Source organism: Acidobacteriota bacterium (assembly GCA_004299485.1).
GTDB lineage: Bacteria > Acidobacteriota > Terriglobia > Terriglobales > SCQP01 > SCQP01.
On record SCQP01000016.1, the window covers coordinates 1 to 24,626 of the forward strand.

Below are 24,626 nucleotides of genomic sequence, written 5' to 3' on the forward strand. Positions count from 1 at the left end.
TCGGCGTGGGCGACAGCTTCGCCGTTGAGGACCTGCTGGCCGGCCCGCGCGGCCTCTGGCGCGGCCGCAATCACTACCTCAACCTCGGCCTCGACCCGCCCGCCGTGATCCTCCACCTGCAACGTGGTTGAAATCACGCAGGTGTTGAGCAGTGCTGCGAGGCAGGTCTCCGAGCAGCACTGCCTAATATTTTAGGCAAAACTATTGTATTAATCTATAATGCTTTGTATACTAGGCACAGTGCAGCTATTTTTACTGGGCAAGCAGATCCGCGAAAGGCGCAGGGCTATGAGGCTGAGTCAGGGTTCGCTTGCCGAAAGAGCAAGGGTCAGCCGTGCCACGCTCGATGCGCTCGAGAACGGGCGATTGGGAGAGCTGGGGTTTATAAAGGTGGGCAGAATTTTGAGCGTGCTGGGACTGGAGCTGAGGCTCCAGGAGGCGCACTTGCGCCGGCCGACGCTGGAAGATCTTGTGAACGAGGACCCCGATGATCAAGGTGTGGGCGGGCGGCGCTGAAGCCGGGCTGGTGGACCGCTTTGCCGGGCGCGGCGGCACATTTGTGTATGCGGCGGGAGTGCCGCCCGCAAGAGCGGTTTCGGTGACGATGCCGGTTCGGCTGGCATCGTGGAATGTGTCGTATGGGCTGCCTCCGATTTTCGAGATGAGCCTGCCGGAAGGTGTGTTGCGTGAACGGCTGCGCTTTGCGTTTGCCAAAGCGACCGGCAGATTCGACGATCTCGACCTGCTCGGCGTGGTGGGACGCTCGCAGATCGGACGGTTGCGATACACCGGCACCAGGGAGTCGCTCGAGGAAGAGGTGCCGTTCCAATCTGTGGACGAGATTCTGGAGCAGCGGCGCGGCAAGGATCTATACCGCTATCTGCTCGATAAATTCGCATCGAGCTCCGGCGTCAGCGGGGTACAACCGAAAATTCTGGTGCGCGATGAGGAGGCATCGGCTTCTCTTGCCGCGGCGAAAGTCCGGGCCTCCCCGAGCTTCCGTGGAGCCACCCACATTGTGAAATTTTGGGAAGAGAATGAGTTTCCGCAACTCGCTGCGAATGAGTACTTCTGCCTCCGCGTAGCGGAGAAGGCAGGTTTAGAGACACCGCGTTATCGGTTGGCTGAAGACGCGCGGGCGCTGGTGGTCGACCGGTTCGATCTGCGGCCGGACGGCACGTATCGGGGCTTTGAGGATTTTTGCGTGCTGAACGCACGCCACACCGATGAGAAGTATCGTGGCAGCTACGAGACTGCCGTGCTGAAGCGATTCGGCGAGTTTGCCAGGTCGCCCGACCTCGTCCAGGATCTGGAACGGCTGTTTACTCTCATCGTTCTCAACTGCGCTCTACGCAATGGCGATGCGCACCTGAAGAATTTCGGCATCGTATATGACGATGTGCTGGGCGCAGCGCGGCTCGCGCCGGTTTATGACGTTGTCACCACCGCGGTCTATTTGCCGCAGGACCGCATGGCTCTTACCCTCAACGGCCGTACGAATTGGCCCAGTGCCCGGGAGCTGCAACGGCTGGGGGAAACGCGCGCAGGCTTATCGCCGGCTCGCGTGCGCGCGATCAGGGAACGTATAGCCGACGCGATGGGGGCGGTGTCGAAGGAGTTGCTCGCGCATATGCGGGAGCACGCGGATTTCGCAGAAATCGGCGCCAGGATGCTGCGCCACTGGGATGAGGGTCGCACGACGTCTCTGTGATACCTCGCCGTCGTGACGAACCACCGCGGCAGGCGGGCCGGCAGATTACCCGCCTCGTTGCCGCGGATGAACTGTACGAACGGTCGCGACCGGCGGCAAGATCACGGCCAGCCGTGACGAGTGACGACCGGCGATGAGCCCGCGCTCGTTTGTGGACACGAACGTATTGTTCTACGCCTATGACGCAGAGGCGGTCGTCAGGAGAACGATTGCGGCACAGATTTTCGACCGCTGTGGCGCGACGGCGCCGTTGCCGCGGAGCGAAGCCCAGCCACAGCCCGACCAGCGGGAGGGCGGCTCCCACAAGAGGTGGCTGTGCCACTCGAAAACCTGCTTGTGGCTACTTGCTGACCACCGCCGGTGGCGCAGCGGGCGAGGTGAGATTGGTGATGTCGCTGATGAGGTAGTCGCTGAGCGTGAACACCGCCGGGGTTTCGGAGTTGCGCGCGTAGTATTCGGCGGCGCCGGTTTTGGCGCCAATCGTGAGCGTATCCTGGCCGCCTTGCCATTCCAGCGTGACCACGTAGCTGGGATGGGCGAGACCATCGTTGGAGGCGAGCTTCGCCGCCGTGGCCGCGTCCGGCGCCTTCATGGCATTCATTTGGGCGTCGCTGAGCGATTCGATCAACGACGTGATGTTGCTGGCCTGAGCTTTCGGCCAGGCATCCTTGGTTTTGGTGAAATGCAGGGGCTTGCCTTTGGCGGTAAGGGTAACGCCCGTGACCTGACCGCTGGGGAAATGCAGCACCTGCTTGTCCTGGAGATCGAACGCCGCCTTGAGCGAGTCGGTCTTGATGTAGCTGGAGACCATCTCGATCGCACCCTGGCTGCCTACGCGGAAATAAGTGTTGTCGCCGGTCGGGGTATCGCTGCCGAAAATGAAATCGATGGTTTTACCGCTGGCAAGACCGAGCTCGACCGTCGAGGGTTGACCGGTCTTAGCCGCAGCATCGAGGCCGAAGTTCGCGAGCTGGATTTTCGGCGTGACGTCGCTAACCTTGGTGGCGCCGGTGATGTTGTCGAGAGTGTTGATCAGGCTGGAGACCGCAGTGGAATCGGCGGCAAATGGGTACGGTTGCTCGAGCCTCCAATTCGACCCGGATTTGGTGAGTACAACGTCGGGCTGCCCCGGCTGTTGAATCGCGATGCGCTGCACATCGGAAGCCGTTAACGTGACCAGGGGTTTGGCCGGGGCGACGGGCTTGGCCTTGTGGGGCCACCTGAGGACCGCGACGATCACGATCAGAACGATTACGGCAACCACCAGACGCCACCAGGATTTCACAGTGTCCTCCGCTTCAAGTTGACACCGATGCCGATGAGGATGATGAGCACCGGCAGCCCGATCAGGAACATGAGGAACAGGCCACGCATCTGGCCGGCGGTGATGTTTACCGGCGCCCCGGTAGGCGGCGTCGGGCGGATGGTGATGAACTTCTGCTGGCCCGCAAGCCAGTCCATGGTATTGAGAAACAGATCGCGGTTGCCCTGAAAGTCGATGATGGCGTTGGAGACGATATCGGGGCTGCCGTAGACGACAAAGCGGGCTTCGGTGCTGTCACCCACGTTTTGCAGGCCAACGCCGCTCGATACCGTTGGCAGCGTGCCCGCCACCCCCAGCGTGAGCGGACCGTGTCGGTCGCTAGCAGGATTGACATGTACCTGGTTGTTGGCGAAGTGGGTGGCGGCAAAGCTGTCGGGCGTGGTTTCCAGCAGCGGCGTCACCACCGCGCGCGAGTTGGCTATAGTGCCGGGCTCGACCGTACGGGCATAGGGAAATAGCGTCGCCACCTGATGCATATTGGCGGTGATGGGGTGCTGGTCGTAATGGGCGACAACCGGCATGAGCTCGCTGGCGCCAAACAGGCGGCCGATACCACTGGTATCGACGACGACATCGGGCGTGAGTTTGATGTCAAGCTGAGTGTCGAGATAGTTGATCAGCGGGCCGTTGGTTTCCGGATTGACCATGAACAGCGCATCGCCGCCGCCATTGATGTAGTCCTCAATTGCCGTGACCTCCGGCGCCAGCAGCGGGTGAGTAGGGCCGGCGACGATCAGCGCCGCACAATCCTTGGGTACGGCCGGGGTCTGCGCTAAGACCAGGGTCTTGACCGTGAAGTTTTCCGACTCCAGCGCGGATTTGAGGGCGCTGTAGCCATTGCGCCCATTGTCATCGGGAGATCGCTCGCCATCGCCCGCGACAAAGTAGACGATCTTCTTGGCGCCCTTGAGCACGCGGACGATGGCGTTGGTGACGTCCTGCTCGGTCATGTTGGTGACGATCTGCTGCTGATCGCCGCTCTGCACCACGATGGAGCCGTAAGACTGAATCTTGTACTGCCGTGCTTCGGCGGGATGGCGATCGGGGTCAATATATTGCACATTGACCAGACGCGACTGCCGCTGGTACCGGTCGAAAAACTGACGCGCAGCGCCGAAGTTCGAACTGCGGTCAAACAGAATGAGATGCAGTGGTTTGTTCAGCTCGGAAAGAATTTTTACGGATTCCGCGCTGAGCGTATAGCGGTGGCTTTTGGTCCAATCCCAGCTTTTGTCGTGCCGGTTGGCGAGGACATTGACCACCACCAGCACCGCCAGAACCACGATGAGATAAACGACCAGTGAGCTGCGTTGCAGCAGCCGGCTGGGTTTGCGGGCTTTTTGCGGAGTCTTTTCGTCGTTGGCCATGCGTTACTCCGCCAGCTCCATGCGGCGCGCCGTCAGGAACAGACCGGCAACGATGAGGCTGAGATAGTAAATGACATCCTTGATGTCCACAATGCCCTGCGTGAAGTTCTGCAGATGCGAGGTGATCGACAAGTAGGCGACTACGTGCGAAATGGCGCCACTGCCGTAGGCGGTCACCCAGTCGGCAACCCAGAGGAGCAGAAACAACATGAAGGTGATGGCGCCGGCGACAATCTGATTCTTCGTAAAGCTGGAGATCAGCAGGCCGATCGCCAGAAAGGCCGCGCCGAGCAGCAGCAGACCGAGAAAGTTGGCGCCGGCGGTGAGCAGATCGGGCTTGCCATAGTGCGCGATGGCGGCGACGTAGAAGCCGGCGATGATCAGCAGCAGGATCAGCAGACCGAGAGCGGCAAAAAACTTGCCCAGGATCACATCCATGCGGCGGATGGGGGCGGTCTTGAGCAGCTCGATGGTGCCGCTGCGCATTTCCTCCGAATACAGCCGCATGGTCACCATGGGCAGCAGAAATAGCAGCGTAATGCCGATGTCAAAGGTCAGCGGCGCCAGCACCTGCACGTTGACGTTGGGGCTGGTAGCGCCGAACTGGCCGCCACCCAGGCTCTGGACGACAAAGACGGCGAGCATGCTGTAAAAGAAGAACGCCGTCACCAGCGCGAACAGCGCGAGAACGACGTAGGCGATGGGTCCGGTGAAATAGGACTTCCACTCCTTGCGCATGATGGCCCACATGGCGCTCATTGGATCGCTCCTGACTCGGCAGCGGCGGCCGGAAGCGCCGGCGGCTGCGGTTGCGGCTGATTGCCGGTCAGCGAAAGGAAAATTTCCTCCAGACTCAGCTCCAGCGGCCGCAGCTCCAGCAGCCCCCAGCCGTTTTCGACGATGCGGCGCGCCAGCACCTCGCGCACCGGCGCGCCGTTGGCTTCGAGCTGCCAGGCGCCAATGCCGTCGCGGCTCTGTTTGTGCTCGACCTGGAGCACGCCCGGGATGTCGCGCAGCGCCGCGGTGACGGCGTCGGCGGGGCCGCGCACCTGCAGCGTGAGCGTATCCGTGGGCTTGAGCCGCCGGGTGAGATTTTCGGGAGTATCTTCGGCGACCAGCTCACCCTTGTGGATAACCACCACCCGGTGGCAGGTGCGCGCGGCTTCCGACAGAATGTGCGTGCTGAGAATGATGGTGTGCTTGCCGGCGAGTTCGCCGATGAGCTGGCGGGTTTCCAGAATCTGGCGCGGGTCGAGGCCGGCGGTGGGCTCGTCGAGGATCAGCAGCGGCGGATCATGCAATATCGCCTGAGCGATGCCGACGCGCTGACGGTAGCCCTTGGAGAGATGCCCCAGTACGCGATAGCGGACGTCGCTGAGCGCGGTCTTTTTGCAGGCGCGCTCGACGGCGTCCTTGCGCTGCTTCGATTTGAGCTTGCGCAGCCGGCCGACAAAGTTCAGGTACTCATCCACCGTTAGCTCGGGATAGATGGGCGGCAGCTCGGGCAGATACCCGATGCGGCGCTTGGCGGCAATGCTGCCCGTGCCGGCGCGGACGGGGATGCCGTCCACCGTCACCTCGCCCTGGCTGATCGGCAGGTAGCCGGTGATCATGCGCATGGTGGTGGTCTTGCCGGCGCCGTTGGGGCCGAGAAAACCCACCACCTCGCCTTCCTTGGCGGTGAAGCTGATGTTGTTCACCGCGTGAAACGGACCGTAGTTCTTGCTCAGATTGCGGACTTCGAGCACGCGTGCTTCCTCCGGAAAAACTCAGTATAGACGAATGGGGCAGGCTCAGGGTTACAGAATACGACAGGTCACGGTAGGAGCCGAAACAGGCGCATATTGTGATCTATATAGAGGTCGAGGCGGTCAGACGGGCGCGAAAGAAGTCTATGGTCCGGCGCAGACCGTCTTCGAGCGGGATTTGGGGCTGCCAGCCGAGCAACTCGCGGGCGCGGCTGATGTCGGGGCAACGGCGTTTGGGGTCGTCGGTGGGCAGCGGCTGGAAGGCAATATTCTCGGGCGCACCCACGAGCCGGGCGACCACCCCCGCGAATTCGATAATCGGCGTTTCGGTAGGATTGCCAATGTTGATGGGGTAAGGATCGGAGCAATCAAGCAGCCGCCGGAGGCCTTCGATCTCGTCCTCCACGTAACAGAAGCTGCGGGTTTGCGAGCCGTCGCCAAACACCGTCAGTGGCTCGCCCCGCAGCGCCTGGGCCACCAGTGCGGGGACGACGCGGCCATCATCGAGGCGCATGCGTGGCCCATAGGTGTTGAAGATCCGAGCAATCCGCGTCGGCAGGCCATAGGTGCGGTGATAGGCCATGGTGAGCGCTTCGGCAAAGCGCTTGCTTTCGTCATAGCAGGAGCGCGGCCCGACCGGATTGACGTTGCCCCAGTAATCCTCGCGCTGCGGATGCACCAGCGGATCGCCATAGGCCTCCGATGTGCAGGTAATCATGAAGCCGGCATTGCGCGCGCGCGCCAGTTCGAGGCAATTCCAGGTGCCCACGCTGCCCACCCGGAGGATTTCGAGGCGCAACCGGGCGAAATCGACCGGACTCGCCGGTGAGGCGAAATTGGCCACCATCCCGAGCGGCCCGACATCGGGCAAAGGCTCGCAGATATCGTGGCGCACGAAGGTAAAGCGCGGCTCGCGCTGCAGGCCCTCGAGATTCGCCTCGCTGCCGGTCACCAGGTTATCGAGGCAAACGACCGTATGCCCTTCGGCGATCAGCCGGTCGCAAAAATGAGAGCCGAGAAAGCCCGCCCCGCCAGCCACCAAAATGCGCATGGTTCTCAGACTAGCAGAGGCGCGGGTGGGGACGGTTGCGTGAACTAACGGAAGTCCGCATGACGGGGTATTGCACGCATGATCGTTATGCCGATAGGCAGCTACGGCGACGCCGAGGATGGCCGCAACCGCGATGATGGCCCAGCGCAGCCAGCGGTGCGACCTACGCACGGACGGCCGCGACTGCTCGGAAAGAGCCCGGGCGCGGACGCCGGGCAGGAGGGTTCGCGGGGACCTATTGACGGGAGCTTCTGCCGCGTAGCGGCTCGAGCCAACCCGTGCCGTCGCGACCGGCGCTGCGGCCGTTGGCAGCACAGTCGTGACTGGCGCCTGTGGAGCAGCAAAAAGGCCGAGTGGCGCTAACAGGGCGAGCGTCAAGTCTCATCGATCACCTCTGCCGACGCACCAGCAGCGAGCCTGGAGCAGATTGAGTTATGGCAGCCCCGTTGTGATCTGCTGGGTTTTGACGTTTTTGTTGATCGCAATTATCGCGATTACGCCGAGAATGGCGGCAACGGAGACGATAGCCCATCGCAGCCAGTGGTGCTGATTACGCGCGGACGGCTGCGTCTGCTCTAGTTGGACCGAATCGCCCGCGGCGGGTTGGGTGACTCCCGACGGCCGACCAACGGAGGCCCCCGTCGCGTGGCCGATCGAGACAGTCCCTGCCGATGCAGCCGGCACCGCCGCCCGCGACGGCCCGGGCGTGGCCGGCGCCTGTGCAGCAGCGAAAAGGCCGAGTGACGCGAGGAACGCGAGCGCCAGTAGCAGTTTCATCGGTCGCCTCTCGGGGTTGCTGGCGCCTTCGCTGATGGCTGAGGTGCGGGTTTCGAGGGCTTCACACTGGCCATAGTTCACTGCCAACCTCGTTCGCGTAATGCACCAGCACCGTGCCGTCGGTCATGAGGATCATGGTTCCAGGATAAAAGCCTATCGGCATGGTCGTCCAGCTTTGGGCGCGAGCAAAAGGCGATGCAAACACGAACGCGAGAAGGGCGACACAGCCAAAGAGCCGGGTGACAATTCTCAACAACATAACGCCTCCTTAAGACATGTCACGGCGCAATATTTCTCTGCGCACACTGTGACTGTGCCCCCCCCCCCGCGGCGTGTCAATGTAAAACGTTGAGAAAGAGCGCTCTTCCGGCCTTGGGACGCCAAAGGTCCATTCATCCTTGCGTCGAAATTGTCACAATGCTGTGAAGATCCAGGCGTGGTGGCGCGAAGGGGCACGCGGATCGGGGCCATGGCAAAATAGAGGATTGCATGGCGATCAGTGAAATCCGCGTCGTGGGGGCGCGGCAGCATAACCTCAAGAACATTTCTGTCCGCATTCCGCGGCAGACGTTCACGGTCATCACCGGCCTGAGCGGGTCGGGCAAAAGCAGCCTGGCCTTCGACACGCTCTACGCGGAAGGGCAGCGGCGATACGTCGAGACACTGTCGGCCTACGCGCGGCAGTTTCTGGATCAGCTCGAGCGGCCGGATGTGGACGCCATCGAAGGCCTGAGTCCGGCCATCGCCATCGAGCAGAAGACCACCAGCCACAGCCCGCGCTCGACGGTGGGCACGGTGACCGAAATCTACGACTATCTGCGGCTGCTGTGGGCCTCGATTGGCGAGCCGCACTGCCCCAAGTGCGGGCAGGCAATTGTGCGGCAGTCGGCGGACCAGATCGTCGAGACGGTGCTGAGCTGGGCGCAGGAGGGCGGTGCGGCGCCCAAGATTATGGTGCTGGCGCCGCTGGTGCGGGGGCGCAAGGGCGAGTTCCGGCAGGAGCTGGCGGCGCTGCCGGGCCAGGGCTTTACGCGGGTGCGCATTGACGGTGAAATGCGGCACTTGGAGGAAGAACCACTCAATGGCGAGCGGCTGGACAAACGCCGGGCGCATACCATCGAGGTGGTAGTGGATCGGCTGTTTGCACGGCCGGCGATGGCGGCGCGGCTGCGGAACTCGGTGACCACGGCATTGGCCATGGCCAAGGGCCTGGTGGTGATTTCCCGGCTGGATGGAGCCGGCGACGACGGCCAGGAGCGGATGTTTTCCGAGCTCTGGGCATGCCCGCAGTGCGGCTTGGGGTTGGCCAAACTGGAGCCGCGGTCGTTTTCGTTCAACAGCCGTTATGGGGCGTGTGAACGCTGCGAAGGGCTGGGGTCGCGGTACGAGTTCGATCCGGCAAAGTTCATTACCCATCCGGGCAAGCCATTGCTCGAAGGCGGGCTGGGCCCCGGCTCCAGCTCCCAAGCCTGGCAAAGAGAAATTACCGCGTTCGCGCGCAGCCGCCGCATTCCCATCGAGAAGCCCTATGCCGACCTCAAGCCGCAGCAGCAGGAGGACTTGCTGCACGGCGCCGGCGATTTCACCGGCGTGATCGGGCACCTGCAGGAAATGCAGGAAGACACCACCATGGACGTCGTGCGCGAGTGGCTGCTGGGCTTCATGTCTTCCGCGCCTTGCCCCGCCTGCCACGGTCAACGCCTGCGGCCGGAAAGCCTGGCGGTGCAGATTCAGGGGCGTTCGATTGCGGACTTCACCGCTCTGGCGCTGACCGGCGCCGCGCAGGCCGCGGCCGAGATGGAGCAGGCGATTCTGGCGCATCCGCGGCAGAAACAAATTGCCGGGCGATTGATCGCGGAAGTGCGCGAGCGGATCGGATTTCTACTCGAAGTGGGTCTGGGATATCTCACCCTGGACCGCCCCTCGGCGACGCTGGCGGGCGGCGAGGCGCAGCGTATCCGCCTCGCCAGCCAGATTGGCTCGCGGCTGCGCGGCGTGCTCTACGTGCTCGACGAGCCCTCGATTGGGCTGCATCCGCGCGATAACGGACGCTTGCTCCGCTCGCTGCTGCGGCTGCGCGATCTGGGCAACACCGTACTGGTGGTCGAGCACGACCGCGAGACCATTGAGCAGGCCGACCACGTGCTCGATTTAGGGCCCGGCGCCGGACGCCATGGCGGCGAGCTCGTCGCCTCCGGCGCCCCGGCCATGATCGCGGCCACTCCGGGCTCGCTGACGGGCGATTATCTGGCAGGCCGTGCGCACGTGAACGATGCCACGCCGCAGCGGCGCCCGGTGCGCGCCGGTCAAGGCCTGCGCGTCGTGGGTGCGCGGGCGCGTAACCTGCACGACCTCGATGTCTTTATCCCGGCGGGATTGCTGACCGTCGTGACCGGCGTCAGTGGCGCAGGCAAGAGCACGCTGGTGAACGACATCCTCTATCCGGCCCTGGCGCAGCGCTACTTCCGCGCGCTGGCCGCACCGGGCGAACATGACCGGATTGAAGGCATGGAGCAGTTCGACAAAGTGGTGCGCGTCGACCAGGACCCGATCGGACGCACGCCACGCTCCAACCCGGCGACCTATACCGGACTGTTCGGCCACATCCGCGATCTGTTCGCGGAACTGCCCGAGGCGCGGGTGCGCGGCTATGGCAAAGGGCGTTTCAGTTTCAATGTGCGTGGCGGACGCTGCGAAGCCTGTCTGGGCGAAGGCGTGAAGCGCATCGTCATGAACTTTTTGCCGGACGTGCAGGTGCGTTGCGAGGTGTGCGGTGGCCGCCGTTATAACCAGGAAACGCTGGCGGTGAAGTTCAAAGACCACTCGATTGCCGACGTATTGGATCTCTCCGTAGAAGAAGCCCGCGAACTATTTGCCAATATCCCCCACATCGCCGCCAAGCTCGCCACGCTATGCGAGGTGGGCCTGGGATACATCCATTTGGGCCAAAGCTCCACGACGCTTTCCGGCGGCGAGGCACAGCGGATCAAGCTGGCCAAGGAGTTGAGCCGGAGAGCTACGGGCAAGACCATATATCTTCTCGATGAGCCAACCACAGGTCTGCATTTCGCCGATGTCAAGCACCTGCTGCATGTGCTCAATGCCTTGGTCGCGCTGGGAAATACGGTCCTGGTCATCGAGCACAATCTGGATGTGATGTGGGCCGCGGATTGGATTATTGACCTCGGGCCGGAAGGCGGAGCGGGCGGGGGACGACTGGTGGCCGAAGGGCCGCCGGAACTCATCACCACCGTGCCCGCCAGCCTGACCGGCCGGGCGTTGCGAACCGATGCCGGACAACCGGCCCACGCTGGCATGCTATCCAAGCCGATGTGAAAACAGCTCTGGTCACCGGGTCAGGCGGGCTGATCGGGTCGGCGTGCGTGGCCCGGCTGTGCCGCGAGGGATGGGCGGTTACCGGCATCGATAACAACCTGCGGGCCTGGTTTTTCGGGCCGGGAGGTTCGACCGCATCGACCGTAGCCGCGCTCCGGCGCGATTGGCCGCAGTACATCCACTCGACACTGGACCTGCGCGACCGCAGCGCTGTGTGCGACCTCGTTGCGGGGCTGCGCCCCGACCTGATCATTCACACCGCCGCGCAGCCCTCGCACGACCGGGCAGCGGCGATTCCGGCGGAAGACTTCGACGTCAACGCCGTCGGAACCCTCAACCTGCTGCTGGCCGCGCACGAGAATTCCCCGGAAGCCCCCTTCTGCTTCACCAGCACCAACAAGGTCTACGGTGACCGCCCAAATCACCTGCCCTTGCGCGAACTGCCGGCGCGCTACGACTACGCCGACGGCCGCGACGGCATCGACGAACAGATGCCGGTCGATCAGTGCCTGCACTCGCTCTTCGGGGCATCCAAACTCGCGGCAGATGTGCTCTGCCAGGAATACGGCCGCTACTTCGGCATGCCCATCGGCATTTTTCGCGGCGGCTGCCTGACCGGGCCGCAGCATGCAGGCGTAGCGCTGCATGGCTTTCTGAATTACCTGGTCCGTTGCGCGGTGCAGGGTCTTCCGTACACGGTTTACGGCTACCGCGGCAAGCAAGTGCGGGATCAGATCCACGCGGCCGACGTGGCTTCCCTGTTCCTGCAATTCTGCGAGGCCCCACGGGCGGGCGAGGTCTATAACCTCGGTGGCGGGCGGGCCAATAGCCTGTCGATTCTGGAGGCGCTGGCAGCGCTGCGCGCGCGCGGCTTGGTGCTGCAGACCAGCTATCGCGATACCCCGCGCATCGGCGACCATATCTGTTATATCTCGGACCTGCGCAAGCTGCACTCGCATTTCCCCCACTGGCAGCTCGAATATCCCCTCAGCCGGATTCTGGACGAAATGGTCACCCACATGAGCGGCCGCCGCGCGGCGGCTTAAGGCAGCCTACCCCCAACGCCGGAGACGGGGGGAGTCGACCATCGGGGCAATCCTGACGGTGGCAGGTTTGCGGGGCGCAGCCCCGAGCAAAAACGGCGCGAGCCGCTGTAGACTGATCGTTTGGACGCGATGCCACCAACGCTGCCGCCCTGGCCGTACCCGGACATTCCGCCTGCCCCGCCTCCGCCGCCTCCGCGTGAGCCGGCGTGGAGCGGGCTGGAGCTCACCCTCATCGTCATTTTCACACTGGCGGCGATGGTGGTGGTCTCGCTCATCGCCGTCTTCACCTGGGCCATCGCCGCGCGCGCCAGCGGACAAGTGCTCGGTATGCCGCGCGAGCAGATGATCGTGGCGCTGATGCTGCTCGGCCAGACCGGCGGGTTTTTCCTCGGCTTCGGCTTCGCCTGGACGTGGGTGGCGCAGGCGCAAGGGCGGAAGTTCTGGGACGCCATTCACTGGCGCAAGCTCAGCGCCAGCGGTGCCGCTTACGCGTTGCTCGGCGGCGTGGCGCTGATGGCCGTGGTGCAGCTGCTCGGCCATTGGGTGCACATGCCCAAGAACACGCCGGAGCAGGCCCTGTTCACGCCTCACACGGCGTGGATGCTGGCGGTATATGGCGTGGTGATCGCGCCTTTTTTTGAGGAGTTCTTTTTTCGCGGTCTGCTCTACCCCACGCTGAAAGCGACGTTCACGTCGGGCATGGAGCAGGACGAGCTACGGCGCTGGCGGCCGCTGACCCGGATTCTGGCCGCGCTAGGGGTGCTGGCCGTCGTAGTGTGGGCGTTGCGCGCACACTTCATGCTCGGAACCAGCGTTGGAGTCGAGAAGCCCATCCTGGTGGTGGCACTGCTCGTAATTCTGGTGATGCCGCAATGGCTGCTCCAGGGCGTGGGCTGGATTCTGAACCAGATCGCACGGCTGAACCGTGGCGAGGCACTGGCGATTCTGGTGACCGGTTTCTTGTTCGGCATGATGCACGCCGCGCAATTGAGCTGGGCCTGGGGGCCGGTGCTGCTGCTGGCCTTCGTCGGCATTGTGCTGACCGCGGTGCGGGCGGCGAGCGGTTCGCTGGTGCCGAGCTGGCTCATGCACTGCGCCTATAACGGGGTTCTCTTTGTCGCAGAGTTCGTAACCACGCAAGGGTTTCATCACTTTCCCCATTAAACTGGGGTTGCACCATGGAAGAACGATTGCAGCTTCTGGATCTACTGGCGCGGGACTCGTTCCGGCTGGGAGAGTTCCATCTCTCGAGCGGCGGGACCAGCGACTACTACGTCGACTGCCGCACAACCACGCTGTCGCCGATGGGCGCGCTGCTGACGGCGCACCTGTTTTCGGAAGAGCTGCGCCAACTGGATACGCCGGTCGAGGCCGTGGGCGGCCTGACCATGGGCGCTGATCCCATCGTGGTGGGCGTAGCGATAGAAAGCGCCGGGACGGATCACCCGATCACCGGATTCTTGGTGCGCAAGGCGGAAAAAACGCACGGCACGCTGAAGCGCATTGAGGGCCTGGTTCATCCGGGAATGAAAGTCGCCATCGTCGATGATGTCTGCACCACGGCGGCCTCGACCATTCAGGCGATTGAAGCGGCATGGGCGGCAGAGTTGAACGTGGTCGCCGTGCGCTGCCTGGTCGAGCGCGAAGAAGCGGGCGGCCGCAATAATCTGAATCAGCTCTGGCGCGCGCATCGCGGCCGGGCGTGCCCGTTCGCCGCAATCTTCGGCGCCCAGGAAGTGCGTGCGGCGCACAAGGAGCTGCTGCGCGGCGGCAATACCATCGCCGAGGCGTCGCAGTGATCCCCACGCTGGAGTGGACCGAAGACGGCGTCCGTCTGCTGGACCAGCCGGCCCTGCCGCATGTGGTGCGCTATCAGCTTTGCCGTGACGCGCACGAAGTGGCGGAGGGCATCCGGAACATGGTCGTCCGCGGCGCACCCGCGATCGGCGTGGCCGCGGCCATGGGTGTGGCGCTGGGCGTAAAGCGGTCGCACGCGCAGAACGAGGCGGAGCTGGCAGCGGAGTTCGAGGCGATTTGCAACGAGCTGGCAGCGACACGGCCGACGGCGGTGAATCTGTTCTGGGCAATTGAGCACATGAGGGCATGCTTCGCATCGCAGCGCGGGAAGCCGCTGGAGCAGATTCGGAAGGCGCTCGAAGCCGAGGCCCTGCGCCTTGCCGCCGACGACGTGGCCATAAACCGGGCGATGGGCCGGCACGGCGCCGCCCTGCTGCCGGCGTGTGGCCGCGTGCTGACGCACTGCAACGCCGGCGCCCTGGCGACGGCCGGATACGGAACCGCTCTGGGCGTGATTCGCGCAGCGGTGGAAGCGGGCAAGAAGATCGAAGTGTTTGCCGACGAGACGCGGCCCTACCTGCAAGGGGCGCGGCTGACCGCCTGGGAGCTGGATCAGGATCACATTAAAACCACGGTCATCACCGACAGCATGGCCGGACATTTTTTGCACTCTGGCAAAATTACGGCCGTAATTGTCGGCGCCGACCGCATTGCCGCCAATGGCGATGTGGCCAACAAGATCGGCACTTATTCGGTCGCCGTCCTGGCGAAGGAAAATGGCGTTCCCTTCTATGTGGCCGCGCCGCTATCAACCCTGGACCTGAGCTTAGCGTCAGGCGAGCAGATACCGATTGAACAACGCAGTGCGGCCGAGGTGACGCATCTGCAAGGCGTGCCGATCACGCCGTCCGGCGTAGCCGTGGCGCATCCGGCGTTCGACGTAACGCCCAACCGCTACGTCAGCGCCATCATTACCGAGGCGGGAATCGCGCGCGCGCCTTATACCGAGTCCCTCGCCCAGATTGCCCATGCCGAACCTGCGCGAGCTGCTCACTGAAGGCGTGGCCGGGCTGGAGCGCGCCGGCGTGGCCGAGCAGCGTCTGACGGCAGAGCTGCTGCTGGCGCACGCACTGGAGCGCGAACGCAGCTATCTGTACGCGCATCCGGAAGAGGACGCGGAACCGGAGGCGCTGGCGCGCTGGCGCGCTGCCCTGTCTGCGCGCGCCGCGGGCACGCCGCTCCAATACATCACCGGCGAACAGGAGTTTTATGGTCGCCGGTTCACCGTGTCGCCGGCAGTGCTGATTCCACGGCCAGAAACCGAGATGGTCGTCGAGGCGGCACTGGAGCGTACCCCCGCCAATCCCCCAGTGCGCGTGCTGGATGTAGGAACCGGATCAGGCTGCATCGCAGTGACCCTGGCACTGGAGCGGCCGCGTGCGCAAGTGATGGCCACCGATGTTTCGGCATCGGCGCTGGAGGTCGCTCAGGAGAATGCACGGCGGCTGGGAGCGTCCATCGAGTTCAAACAGACCGATCTTCTCGCCGGCGTCGAGGGTCCGTTTGACCTGATCGTTTCGAACCCGCCCTATGTGGCCGAAGGCGAGCTGGCGGCGTTGCAGCCAGAAGTACGGGAGCATGAGCCCCGCGTAGCGTTAGTTTCCGGGTCGCAGGGTAACGAAATCTACCAAAGACTAATCCCGCAGGCCCAGGCTGCGCTTGTGCCGGGCGGCTGGTTGGTGCTGGAGATGGGCTACGCCTCAGCCCAGACCGTCGTCCCACTGCTGGCAGCTTGGGGCTGGACCGATATCGCAACCCAAGCCGACACCCTCGGCTGGCAACGCGTCCTGACCGCGCGGCGCGGCTAAACTAAAGAGCAATGTTGGATCGCAACTACGTACGCACGCACCTGGACGAAGTGGCCGCCATGCTGGAGCGGCGGCACACGCAACTTGACTTGAGCGGCTTCCGCGAGCTGGATCAGCGCCGCCGCGAGTTGATTCAACAATCTGATGCGCTCAAGCAGGAGCGGAATCAGGCCTCGGAGCGGGTGGCGAAGCTGAAGCGCGGGCCGGAGCGTGACAGCCCGGAAGCGGAGCAATTGATTGCCTCCACGCGCGCGCTGGGTGAGCGCATTACCGCGCTCGACGCCGAAGCCAAAGCGCTCGATGAGGCGCTCGATCCCATTCTGCTCAGCATTCCCAATATGCCGTCGGCGGCTACGCCGGTGGGCAACTCGGAGGCCGACAACGTCGAAGTGCGGCGCTGGGGCACGCCGCGCGAATTTGCGTTTACGCCCAAGCCGCATTGGGAACTCGGAGCCGAGTTGGACATTCTGGATCTCGACGCCGCAGCGCGGATTTCCGGCGCGCGGTTTGCGGTCTACAAGGGCGCCGGCGCCCGGCTGGAGCGGGCGCTGGCCAACTTTATGCTCGACCGGCACACGGAGCGGCACGGCTACACGGAAGTGTTGCCACCCGCGCTGGTGAATAGCGCCTGCATGCGCGGCACGGGCCAGTTGCCGAAATTTGCCGCAGACCTGTTCAAGTGCGAAGGTACGGACCTGTGGCTGATTCCAACGGCCGAAGTACCCTTGACGAATCTATTTGCCGGCCAGGTACTGGAGGCGGCCTCGCTACCGGTGAGCGTGACCGCCTACACGCCCTGCTTCCGCAGCGAAGCAGGATCGTATGGCAAGGACGTGCGCGGCATCATCCGGCAGCATCAGTTCCAGAAAGTCGAGCTGGTTAAAATAGCGCACTCGGAGAAATCGGCCGCCGATCACGAGCAGCTCACGCGCGATGCCGAGGCAATTTTGCAGGAGCTGGAGCTGCCGTACCGGGTGATGAACCTGTGTACTGCCGACCTGGGCTTCAGTGCGGCCCAGACCTACGATCTGGAGGTCTGGCTGCCGAGCCAGCAACAGTACCGCGAGATCAGCTCCTGCTCCAATTGCGGCGACTTCCAGGCACGGCGCGCCAACATCCGTTTCCGCGACGGCAAAAAAACCGCACTCGCTCACACCATCAACGGCAGCGGCCTGGCCGTCGGCCGCACCTGGATCGCGATTGTGGAGAACTACCAGCAACCCGACGGGAGCGTGCGGATTCCGTCGGCGCTTCAGCCCTATATGGCTGCGGAGCAGATTGCAACGACACTTCGGTAAACTAGGGTGCATGGACCTGCCTGCCAAGCTGCCTGTGCTGCTGTACCCCGGCGAGGACGGTGCGACAGTAGCGGAATGTCCGCTGATACCAGGGTGCATCAGTCAAGGGCGGGACCGCGAGGATGCACTCCGGAATATCCGCGAAGCAATAGCACTCTGCCTGGAAACCCAGTCGGCGGAGGGTTGGAGCTTGCCGCCGGAGTATGAGCTCACCGATGTTGCCGTGAGCCACTGATGCCCCCGCTGCCGGTGTTGTCGGGAGCAGAGTTGATTGCTGCGCTTCGCAAGCTTGGCTATGTATCGCTGCGACAGCGTGGCAGCCATGTGCGGCTGGCGGCGCCGGGCCGCGTACCGGTTACGGCCCCCTTGCACGCTACTCTCGATCGGGGCACCCTGCGCGCGATTCTGCGGGCGGCGGAGATCACCGTCCAGGAACTCATCACGCTGCTGGACTGAGAATCCGTCCGCTAAACTGGAAGGATGGCGGAGCGGTACGACATTGTTGTGGTTGGTGGCGGTCACGCGGGCTGCGAGGCGGCCTGGGCGGCGGCGCGCATGGGCCTGCAGACGGCGCTGTGTACGCTCAAGATCCCCCTCATCGCGCAGATGTCGTGCAATCCGGCGATTGGCGGCATCGCCAAGGGCCACCTGGCGCGCGAAGTGGACGCGCTGGGCGGCATCATGGGCGAGATCATTGACGCCGTTGGGATTCAGTTCCGGTTGCTGAATACCAGCCGCGGCCCAGCCGTCTGGTCGCCGCGCGCACAGGCGGACAAGAAGCGGTACCGGGAGAAGATGCAGGAGGTGCTGGCTGCGACGCCGAACCTGACGCTGCGCGAGGCCGAGGTGGCCTCGCTGGACGTAGAGACCCTGCCGGATGGTACGCGGCGCGCGCGGGGCATCAAGCTGCGCGACGGCAGCGTCATCGCCGCTGAAGCCGTGGTCATCACCACCGGAACATTTCTGAACGGACTCATCCATGTGGGCGAAACTACATATCCTGCCGGGCGCGGGGGTGAGCCGGCGGCGCAGCTTCTGGGCGAGTCCCTCAAGCTGCTGGGATTCAACTGCGGACGCCTGAAGACGGGCACGCCGCCGCGCCTCGACGGCCGGACGATCGACTGGACCAAATTCGAGCCCCAGCCGGGTGACGCCGAACCCACGCCATTTTCGTTCAAAACGCGGCGGATCGAGCGCGAGCAGGTGCTCTGCTACTCGACCTTTACCAACGAGCAGACGCATGCGGCGATCCGGGCGAATATTCATCGCAGTCCACTGTATTCAGGCCAAATTGCAGGCGTGGGGCCGCGCTACTGCCCCAGCATCGAAGACAAGGTCGTCAAATTCCCCCACAAGGACCGGCACCAGATCTTTCTCGAACCGGAGGGCCTGGACACGGACGAAACCTATGTCAATGGCCTTTCGACCTCGATGCCGGTCGATGTCCAGGCGGCGGTTGTAGCCAGCATTCCAGGCCTGGAGCACGCAACCATGATCCGGCCGGGCTACGCCATCGAATACGACTTCGTGCAGCCGACCGAGCTCCGGCCGACGCTCGAGACCAAGAAGATTGCCGGGCTGTTCCTGGGCGGCCAGATCAATGGAACTTCAGGGTATGAAGAAGCCGCCTGCCAGGGACAGGTCGCCGGGATCAACGCCGCCTTGCAGGTGAAGGGCGAGGCGCCGCTGGTGCTCAGCCGCACCGAGGCCTACACCGGCATTCTGGTCGATGACCTGATCGCGCGCGGCGCGGATGAGCCCTACCGCATGTTCACCTCGCGCGCGGAGTTCCGATTGCATCTGCGGATCGACAACGCCGATGCGCGCTTGACGCCGCACGGGCGGCGGATCGGACTGGTGGATGAGGATCGTTGGCGGCTGTTTGAAGCCAAACAGCGAAGGATTGCAGCCATTTCGGCGCTGCTCAACGCGACTCCTGCAGCACAGAAGCTGAAGCAACCGGAAATCAAGATGAAGGACTTTGAGCCCTGGCTGCGCGAGCGGCTGCCCGAAGTGATGCAAGAGCAGATTCGCGAGGATCCCGCCGGTTGGGAGCTGAAAACGATCGAGACTGGCATCAAATTCGAGGGCTACTTGGCCCAGCAGAAGCGGCACATGGTGCAACTACGCGAGGCCGAGGGCAAGCCGATTCCGGATAGCTTTGACTATCACGGCATCGCCGGCCTCTCGCGCGAAATGCAGGAAAAGCTCACCCGTGTCCGCCCCGTGACGCTGGGCCAGGCCTCGCGCATCCCGGGGGTCACCCCGGCAGCGCTGTCGCTGCTGCTGGTCCACCTGGAACTCCGCAAGCGCCAGGCGGCCTCACCCGCCTCGATTTGACGCCCAGCCTGCCTGTGTGTACTCTTTAAATGAGTACAACTTCATGCCACGAATTCCTGTCGGAAATAACCAGCGTCTCCAGCTTCGCGTCCGGCCCACGGAGAAAGCTGCCCTGCTGCGAGCGGCCGCATTGCGAAACACCGACCTGACGGACTTCGTCCTGCAACCTGCCTTGCGGGAAGCCCGGTCAGCAATAGAGGAGGCCGAGTGCGCGAAGCTGTCCGAGCGGGATAGTCTTCGCGTTCTTGACCTTCTGGAGCACCCTCCGGCTCCTAACGCGAAGCTCCGCGCCGCCATGGCGGCCCTACGCAAGCAAGAGCGATGACCCCGGCATGGCACGAGGAGCCGATCGCGCGCCGGCACAACCGTAACGCGTTTGACTGCGGCGATACGGCGATGAACGATTTTCTTCGCCGTTATGCACGGCAAAGTCACGATGCGGGAGGCGCAAAAACCTTCCTGGCGATCGACGATTCCGATAACCAAACCATTCTGGGGTTCTACAGCATCGCGCCGGCATGCCTTGCGTTTGCAGATACACCCGAAGTCATGCGGCGCGGCCTCGGCCATCACGAGGTGCCGGGGTTCCGTTTAGCGCGAATCGCGACGGACGTCAGCGTACAAGGCCAGGGGCTGGGTGGCCAGCTTCTGGTCGCTGCCGCGCAACGCTGCTTGCTGGCCGCAACACAGGTGGGAGGAGTCATTCTCCTAATCGACGCCAAAAACGACCGCGCCGCACGTTGGTATGCAAGCTACGGAGCCCTACCGCTGCAGGGCAGGCCGCTCAAGCTCGTGCTGCCGCTGACGACATTTCTGCAACCCTAAGCCGCCAGATCGGCGCGCGTAATCCGCAGCCCGTTCAGGTTGCCGAGCACCGTTAGGCCCATGCGGGCGGGGTCGAAGGCTGCGGCCGTGATGTGCTGCACGTCAGCCATGCTGACCTGCTCGATGCGCTCCAGCAGCTCGTTCATCCCAATGAAGCGGCCGAAGTAGATTTGCTGCCGCGCCAGGTTCGACATGCGCGCGCCGGTGGACTCCAAGCCCAGCATCAGGCTGCCCTTGAGATTGTCCTTGGCGCGGCGCAGTTCCTCTTCCGGAATCGGCTGGCCGCGCAACTCCCGCAGCTCCTTGAGAATCGAGTCGATCACCTGGCGCACCGACTGGTTGCTGGTGCCGGCATAAATGCCGAACATGCCAGTGTCGCTGTACGGGCTTAAATCGCTGAAGACGGCGTAGGCCAAACCCTGGCGCTCGCGGATGTTCTGGAACAGCCGCGACGACATGCCGCCCCCCACCACTGTGTTGAGCACCGACCAGGCATACCGCTGCTCGCTCATCAGCGACTCGGCGGGCATGCCGAGGCAAATCTGCACCTGCTCGAGCTGCTTTTTATTGCGCAGGATAATCCGGGCGTGCGTAGTGGGAGCAGCGTCACGATGGCCGTTGGGGCAGATTTTCATCTCCTCGAACCAGCGCTGGGCAAGCTCCACCAGCCTCGCGTGCTCGATATTGCCCGCCGCGGCGATCAGCAGATTGTCGGGCGAAAAGCAGGTGTGATACCAGTCGAACAGCGTCGGCTGCAACAGACGGCGGACGGTCTCCTTGGTCCCGAGAATGGGCCGCCCAAGCGGGTGGTCCTTCCAGAAATTTTGCGTGAAGATTTCGTGGACGAGGTAGTCAGGGTTGTCCTCGTCCATCTTGATTTCCTGGAGAATGACCCCCTGCTCGCGCGTGATGTCTTCGGCGCGGAACAGCGGGTTGAGCACCAGATCGGCCAGCACCTCGAAGGCGAGCGGCACGTGCTCGTCCAGCACTTTGGCGCTGAAGCACACATTCTCTTTGGAGGTGAACGCGTCCAGGTTCCCCCCGATGGAGTCCACCGAGCGGGCGATTTCCTCCGCCGAGCGGTGGCTGGTGCCCTTGAATACCATGTGTTCGATGAAGTGGGTGATGCCGTTCAGCTCGGCCGCCTCGCGGCGCGAACCGTTCAGCACCCAGATACCCATCGTCACCGAACGGACGTGCGGCATGCGCTCGCTTATAATGGTCAGACCATTGGCGAGCGTGGTGCGCTCGATCTGTTGGTTTTCGGGTGCGTCCGCGTCACGGCCGGCAACCAATTGAGAAGTGGGGCTGGACATTTTCTTCCTCGGCTTCCTCCGGCTGTACTGCGCTGTTGCTATTGTGGCATAAACGATGGGGAGCATTGGGACGTGCCAGTCAGCCAAGAAACTGCTGAAAATAAAAGGCTTACTCAAGGCGCTCTGAGCCTTGCTCCTTTAGAGTGGAAGGAATTGGCCGCAGAATTCGGCTTGCCTGCGTTCCGCGCCAAGCAGATTTTTGCCGCCCTCCAGCGCCAGCAGGCAGCCAGTTGGGACGAGGTCCGGCAGCTCAAGCCTGCGGACCGCAAACGCCTGGCGGAGCGGCTGCATCTGAGCTGGCCGACGATTGCGCAGCGCATCATCTCCAGCGACGGAACCATCCGCTACCTGTTGGCTCTGGAAGACGGCCAGCAGGTCGAGGCGGTTTACCTGCCCGATGAGGAATTCGACGGCGAAGGCCGCTCCGTTCGCAAACGGACGACGTTTTGCATTTCCAGCCAGGTAGGCTGCGCCGTCGGCTGCCAGTTCTGCCTGACCGCAACCCTGGGGCTGACGCGAAGTTTGACCGCGGCTGAAATCGTCGGGCAGGTTCTGTTGCTGCTGCGCGAGCACAACCTGCGGCCGGGCAGCACCCACGGTCGCGCCGACCGCGTAAATCTGGTTTTCATGGGGCAGGGAGAGCCGTTTCTGAACTATGCGCACGTGGTGCGGGCGGTCCAGGTGCTGACGCATCCGGACGGCGCCGGCTTGGCGGCACGCCGGATTACCGTCTCCACCTCAGGCATTGTGGAAAAAATCCGGCGCTGGGGAGAGGAAGAGTTTCCCCATGGCCGCCCGCGCCTGGCGATTTCCTTGAATGCGTCGAACGACGAGCAGCGCCAGCGGTTAATGCCGCTGCATCGCGGTCAGGGCAGCATGGATGCTCTGTGGGCCGCGGTCGATGCCTACGCCTACCAGCCGCGCGAGTACCTGACCTTCGAGTACGTCCTGCTCGCCGGCGTGAACGACACCGTCGCCGATGCCGACCGGCTGATCGCGCTGCTGCGCCACCGCCGGGCAAAGGTGAATCTGATTGCCTGGAATTTTGGTGGTGGACTGCCATTCCAAACTCCCGATGCAGAACATGTGCTGGCCTTTCAGACACGGCTGGTCGCCGGCGGCGTGGCGACCTACATCCGCCGCCCGCGCGGCCGGGATATTTACGCGGCTTGCGGTCAGTTGGCGGTGGCGGACGCAGGCCGGACGTTGCCGGAAACAACCGTGCGGATCGAACCGTCGGGGGTGCGAACCCGCAGGAACCCATCGCCGTCGAGCCCCTCGGTAACGCCCGACCAGGCAGCGTCGACGGTTACGGCCAAGCCCCGCGCGTAGCCGCTCCGGCGCTCGAATTCCTCGCGGATGGCCTCGTCATCCCCCGCGTTCCAGGCAGCGTAGCGCTGCAGCAGCGAGTCCACGACAGCAATGCAGAGCTCCGAGCGATCGCAGGGCAAAAACGTCGCAATCTCGCTCAGTTCCGGCGGCAGCGCGGCGGGGCTGGTATTGATGCCAAAGCCTAGGGCCGCAGCGCCACGGTCGCTTTCAATCAGCAGCCCGCAGAATTTCTTTCCCTCCAGCAGCAAGTCGTTCGGCCAGCGAATCTCCGCTTCGACGCCACAGACCTGCTGCACGGCGCCGGCGACAGCGAGCCCGGCGGCCAGCGTCAGCCAGAGCAGCTTGTTCACCGGACGGCGCGGCCGCAGCAGCAGGCTGGCGTAGATGCCGGCGCCAGGCGGCGAAATCCAGATGTGGCCGTGACGGCCGCGGCCGGCGGTTTGCTGCTCGGCGACAAACAACGACCCTTCGGGCGCCCCGCCGGTGGCGGCGGCCAGCGCCTCGCGCTGCGTTGAACCGATGCTCTCGAAAAAGTGCAACGCCGATCCGAAGCGCGCTGCCAGATCACGGCGGAACGCGTCGCTCACACCGGCACGATCCGCATGGAAATATCGACCGCGGGCGCGGAATGGGTGAGCGCGCCCACGCTGATGAAATCGGCGCCGGTTTCCGCATAGGCACGCACGCTGGCCAGCTTCACCCCGCCCGAGACCTCGATGGGCACGCGGCCCGCCACCGTCTTCACCGCCGCCGCCACCTGCGCAGGCGCCATGTTGTCGACCAGCAGGCGGTCGGCGCCGCCAGCCAGCGCCTGCTCCAGCTCCTCTGGCGTACGCACTTCAATTTCGACGCTCTGGCCGGCGCGGCGGTGCTTGCGCACGCGCTCCAGCACCGGCGTGATGCCGCCGGCAAGACGGATGTGATTGTTCTTGATCAGGATGGCGTCGGATAGGTCGGCGCGGTGATTGCGCCCACCCCCGCACGTGACCGCGTACTTGTCGAGCCGGCGCAGCCCGGGGGCAGTCTTGCGGGTATCGAGAATATGCACTTTCAAGCCGGCGACAGCATCGACGAACTGGCGGGTGAGCGTGGCGATGCCGCTCATACGCTGCAAGAGATTGAGCGTGACGCGCTCACAGGAGAGCAACGGTCGCGCCAGCCCACGCAGCACCGCCAGCGTTTGGCCTGGTTGCACGCGCACCCCGTCGAACACCTCCGGGTGGTGCGAAAACACCACCGCCCGCTGCGGACCGGTGGCCCCGGCTTTGGCCTGCATGGCGGCAAAGACGGCAAAGACCTGAGGAATCAGATCCAGCCCGGCGAGGACACACTCCTGTTTGGCAATGACTTCCGCCTGCGCCTCGGCTTCCGCAGCGACGGTAAGCAGTGTGGTAGCGTCCGCCAGCGCGTGATCTTCCGCCAGGGCGCGCTCGAGCAGAGAGTGGATACGGGGACTGTGCCAGTCCATGTCTCTAGCTTACTGGAATAGA

The 24,626-nt window shown here is 63.8% G+C and carries 24 protein-coding genes and 1 pseudogene; 15 read left to right on the top strand and 10 right to left on the bottom strand.

Annotation, left to right across the window (positions count from 1 at the left end; translation table 11 throughout):
* Positions 1–219: 219 nt before the first annotated feature.
* The gene (locus EPN33_11180; protein TAN21187.1) at positions 220–516 is read left to right on the top strand and encodes a helix-turn-helix domain-containing protein; all 297 of its coding nucleotides are present in this window, start codon (positions 220–222) and stop codon (positions 514–516) included.
* Positions 488–1,711, top strand: a complete 1,224-nt coding sequence (locus EPN33_11185; protein ID TAN21188.1) for a type II toxin-antitoxin system HipA family toxin — start codon at positions 488–490, stop codon at positions 1,709–1,711. Before EPN33_11180 ends, EPN33_11185 begins: the two co-directional genes overlap by 29 nt.
* Positions 1,712–2,051: 340 nt before the next feature.
* Here the strand turns inward: EPN33_11185 and EPN33_11190 are convergent, their stop codons facing one another.
* From EPN33_11190 to EPN33_11220, 7 genes are all read right to left on the bottom strand, one after another.
* Positions 2,052–3,167: a DUF4340 domain-containing protein gene (locus tag EPN33_11190; protein ID TAN21189.1), complete on the bottom strand. Its 1,116-nt coding sequence runs from the start codon at positions 3,165–3,167 to the stop codon at positions 2,052–2,054.
* Positions 2,993–4,402 carry a hypothetical protein gene (locus EPN33_11195; protein ID TAN21190.1) on the bottom strand — a complete coding sequence of 470 codons (1,410 nt, stop codon included), beginning with the start codon at positions 4,400–4,402 and terminating at the stop codon, positions 2,993–2,995. The genes EPN33_11190 and EPN33_11195 overlap by 175 nt, the downstream gene beginning before the upstream one ends.
* A 3-nt stretch (positions 4,403–4,405) precedes the next feature.
* Complete coding sequence (locus tag EPN33_11200) at positions 4,406–5,161, bottom strand: ABC transporter (protein ID TAN21191.1); 756 nt, start codon at positions 5,159–5,161, stop codon at positions 4,406–4,408.
* Complete coding sequence (locus EPN33_11205; protein ID TAN21192.1) at positions 5,158–6,150, bottom strand: ABC transporter ATP-binding protein; 993 nt, start codon at positions 6,148–6,150, stop codon at positions 5,158–5,160. The genes EPN33_11200 and EPN33_11205 overlap by 4 nt, the downstream gene beginning before the upstream one ends.
* A 103-nt stretch (positions 6,151–6,253) precedes the next feature.
* Entirely contained in the window at positions 6,254–7,201 is a 948-nt protein-coding gene (locus EPN33_11210) for an SDR family oxidoreductase (GenBank protein ID TAN21193.1), read from the bottom strand.
* Between the two features lie 432 nt (positions 7,202–7,633).
* Positions 7,634–7,978, bottom strand: a complete 345-nt coding sequence (locus EPN33_11215; protein TAN21194.1) for a hypothetical protein — start codon at positions 7,976–7,978, stop codon at positions 7,634–7,636.
* Positions 7,979–8,039: 61 nt separating this feature from the next.
* A complete protein-coding gene (locus tag EPN33_11220) occupies positions 8,040–8,237 on the bottom strand; it encodes a hypothetical protein (GenBank protein ID TAN21195.1) in 198 nt (65 codons plus the stop codon).
* Positions 8,238–8,467: 230 nt separating this feature from the next.
* Here EPN33_11220 and uvrA point away from each other — a divergent pair, with 230 nt between their 5' ends.
* The 12 genes from uvrA (at position 8,468) to EPN33_11280 (ending at position 20,488) form a co-directional block, all read left to right on the top strand.
* Entirely contained in the window at positions 8,468–11,314 is a 2,847-nt protein-coding gene (gene uvrA, locus EPN33_11225) for an excinuclease ABC subunit UvrA (GenBank protein ID TAN21196.1), read from the top strand.
* On the top strand, positions 11,311–12,360 hold the full coding sequence (locus EPN33_11230) for an NAD-dependent epimerase/dehydratase family protein (protein ID TAN21197.1): 1,050 nt from the start codon (positions 11,311–11,313) through the stop codon (positions 12,358–12,360). The genes uvrA and EPN33_11230 overlap by 4 nt, the downstream gene beginning before the upstream one ends.
* Positions 12,361–12,480: 120 nt before the next feature.
* Complete coding sequence (locus EPN33_11235; protein TAN21198.1) at positions 12,481–13,524, top strand: CPBP family intramembrane metalloprotease; 1,044 nt, start codon at positions 12,481–12,483, stop codon at positions 13,522–13,524.
* 14 nt (positions 13,525–13,538) lie between these two features.
* A complete protein-coding gene (pyrE, locus tag EPN33_11240; GenBank protein ID TAN21199.1) occupies positions 13,539–14,159 on the top strand; it encodes an orotate phosphoribosyltransferase in 621 nt (206 codons plus the stop codon).
* Positions 14,156–15,214, top strand: coding sequence for an S-methyl-5-thioribose-1-phosphate isomerase (gene mtnA / locus EPN33_11245; protein TAN21200.1), 1,059 nt, complete (start codon positions 14,156–14,158; stop codon positions 15,212–15,214). The genes pyrE and mtnA overlap by 4 nt, the downstream gene beginning before the upstream one ends.
* Positions 15,186–16,025, top strand: a complete 840-nt coding sequence (gene prmC, locus EPN33_11250; GenBank protein ID TAN21201.1) for a peptide chain release factor N(5)-glutamine methyltransferase — start codon at positions 15,186–15,188, stop codon at positions 16,023–16,025. Before mtnA ends, prmC begins: the two co-directional genes overlap by 29 nt.
* Before the next feature lie 11 nt (positions 16,026–16,036).
* Positions 16,037–17,323, top strand: coding sequence for a serine--tRNA ligase (locus tag EPN33_11255; protein TAN21202.1), 1,287 nt, complete (start codon positions 16,037–16,039; stop codon positions 17,321–17,323).
* Positions 17,324–17,333: 10 nt separating this feature from the next.
* Entirely contained in the window at positions 17,334–17,558 is a 225-nt protein-coding gene (locus EPN33_11260; GenBank protein ID TAN21203.1) for a type II toxin-antitoxin system HicB family antitoxin, read from the top strand.
* The gene (locus tag EPN33_11265) at positions 17,558–17,779 is read left to right on the top strand and encodes an addiction module toxin, HicA family (protein ID TAN21204.1); all 222 of its coding nucleotides are present in this window, start codon (positions 17,558–17,560) and stop codon (positions 17,777–17,779) included. The genes EPN33_11260 and EPN33_11265 overlap by 1 nt, the downstream gene beginning before the upstream one ends.
* Before the next feature lie 24 nt (positions 17,780–17,803).
* Positions 17,804–19,663 carry a tRNA uridine-5-carboxymethylaminomethyl(34) synthesis enzyme MnmG gene (mnmG, locus tag EPN33_11270; GenBank protein TAN21205.1) on the top strand — a complete coding sequence of 620 codons (1,860 nt, stop codon included), beginning with the start codon at positions 17,804–17,806 and terminating at the stop codon, positions 19,661–19,663.
* 43 nt (positions 19,664–19,706) lie between these two features.
* On the top strand, positions 19,707–19,988 hold the full coding sequence (locus EPN33_11275) for a DUF1778 domain-containing protein (GenBank protein ID TAN21551.1): 282 nt from the start codon (positions 19,707–19,709) through the stop codon (positions 19,986–19,988).
* Positions 19,985–20,488 carry a GNAT family N-acetyltransferase gene (locus EPN33_11280; protein TAN21206.1) on the top strand — a complete coding sequence of 168 codons (504 nt, stop codon included), beginning with the start codon at positions 19,985–19,987 and terminating at the stop codon, positions 20,486–20,488. Before EPN33_11275 ends, EPN33_11280 begins: the two co-directional genes overlap by 4 nt.
* On the opposite strand, the gene EPN33_11285 is transcribed toward EPN33_11280, so the two are convergent.
* Positions 20,485–21,804, bottom strand: a complete 1,320-nt coding sequence (locus tag EPN33_11285; protein TAN21207.1) for an insulinase family protein — start codon at positions 21,802–21,804, stop codon at positions 20,485–20,487. The genes EPN33_11280 and EPN33_11285 overlap by 4 nt on opposite strands.
* A 123-nt stretch (positions 21,805–21,927) precedes the next feature.
* Between EPN33_11285 and rlmN the strand changes: the two are divergent.
* Positions 21,928–22,986 (top strand): annotated as a pseudogene (gene rlmN / locus EPN33_11290) (23S rRNA (adenine(2503)-C(2))-methyltransferase RlmN).
* Here the strand turns inward: rlmN and EPN33_11295 are convergent.
* The gene (locus EPN33_11295; GenBank protein ID TAN21208.1) at positions 22,980–23,723 is read right to left on the bottom strand and encodes a biotin--[acetyl-CoA-carboxylase] ligase; all 744 of its coding nucleotides are present in this window, start codon (positions 23,721–23,723) and stop codon (positions 22,980–22,982) included. The pseudogene rlmN and the gene EPN33_11295 overlap by 7 nt on opposite strands.
* Positions 23,720–24,604 (bottom strand): carboxylating nicotinate-nucleotide diphosphorylase, encoded by an 885-nt coding sequence (gene nadC, locus EPN33_11300; protein ID TAN21209.1) that lies wholly within the window; start codon positions 24,602–24,604, stop codon positions 23,720–23,722. The genes EPN33_11295 and nadC overlap by 4 nt, the downstream gene beginning before the upstream one ends.
* Positions 24,605–24,626: the final 22 nt, after the last annotated feature.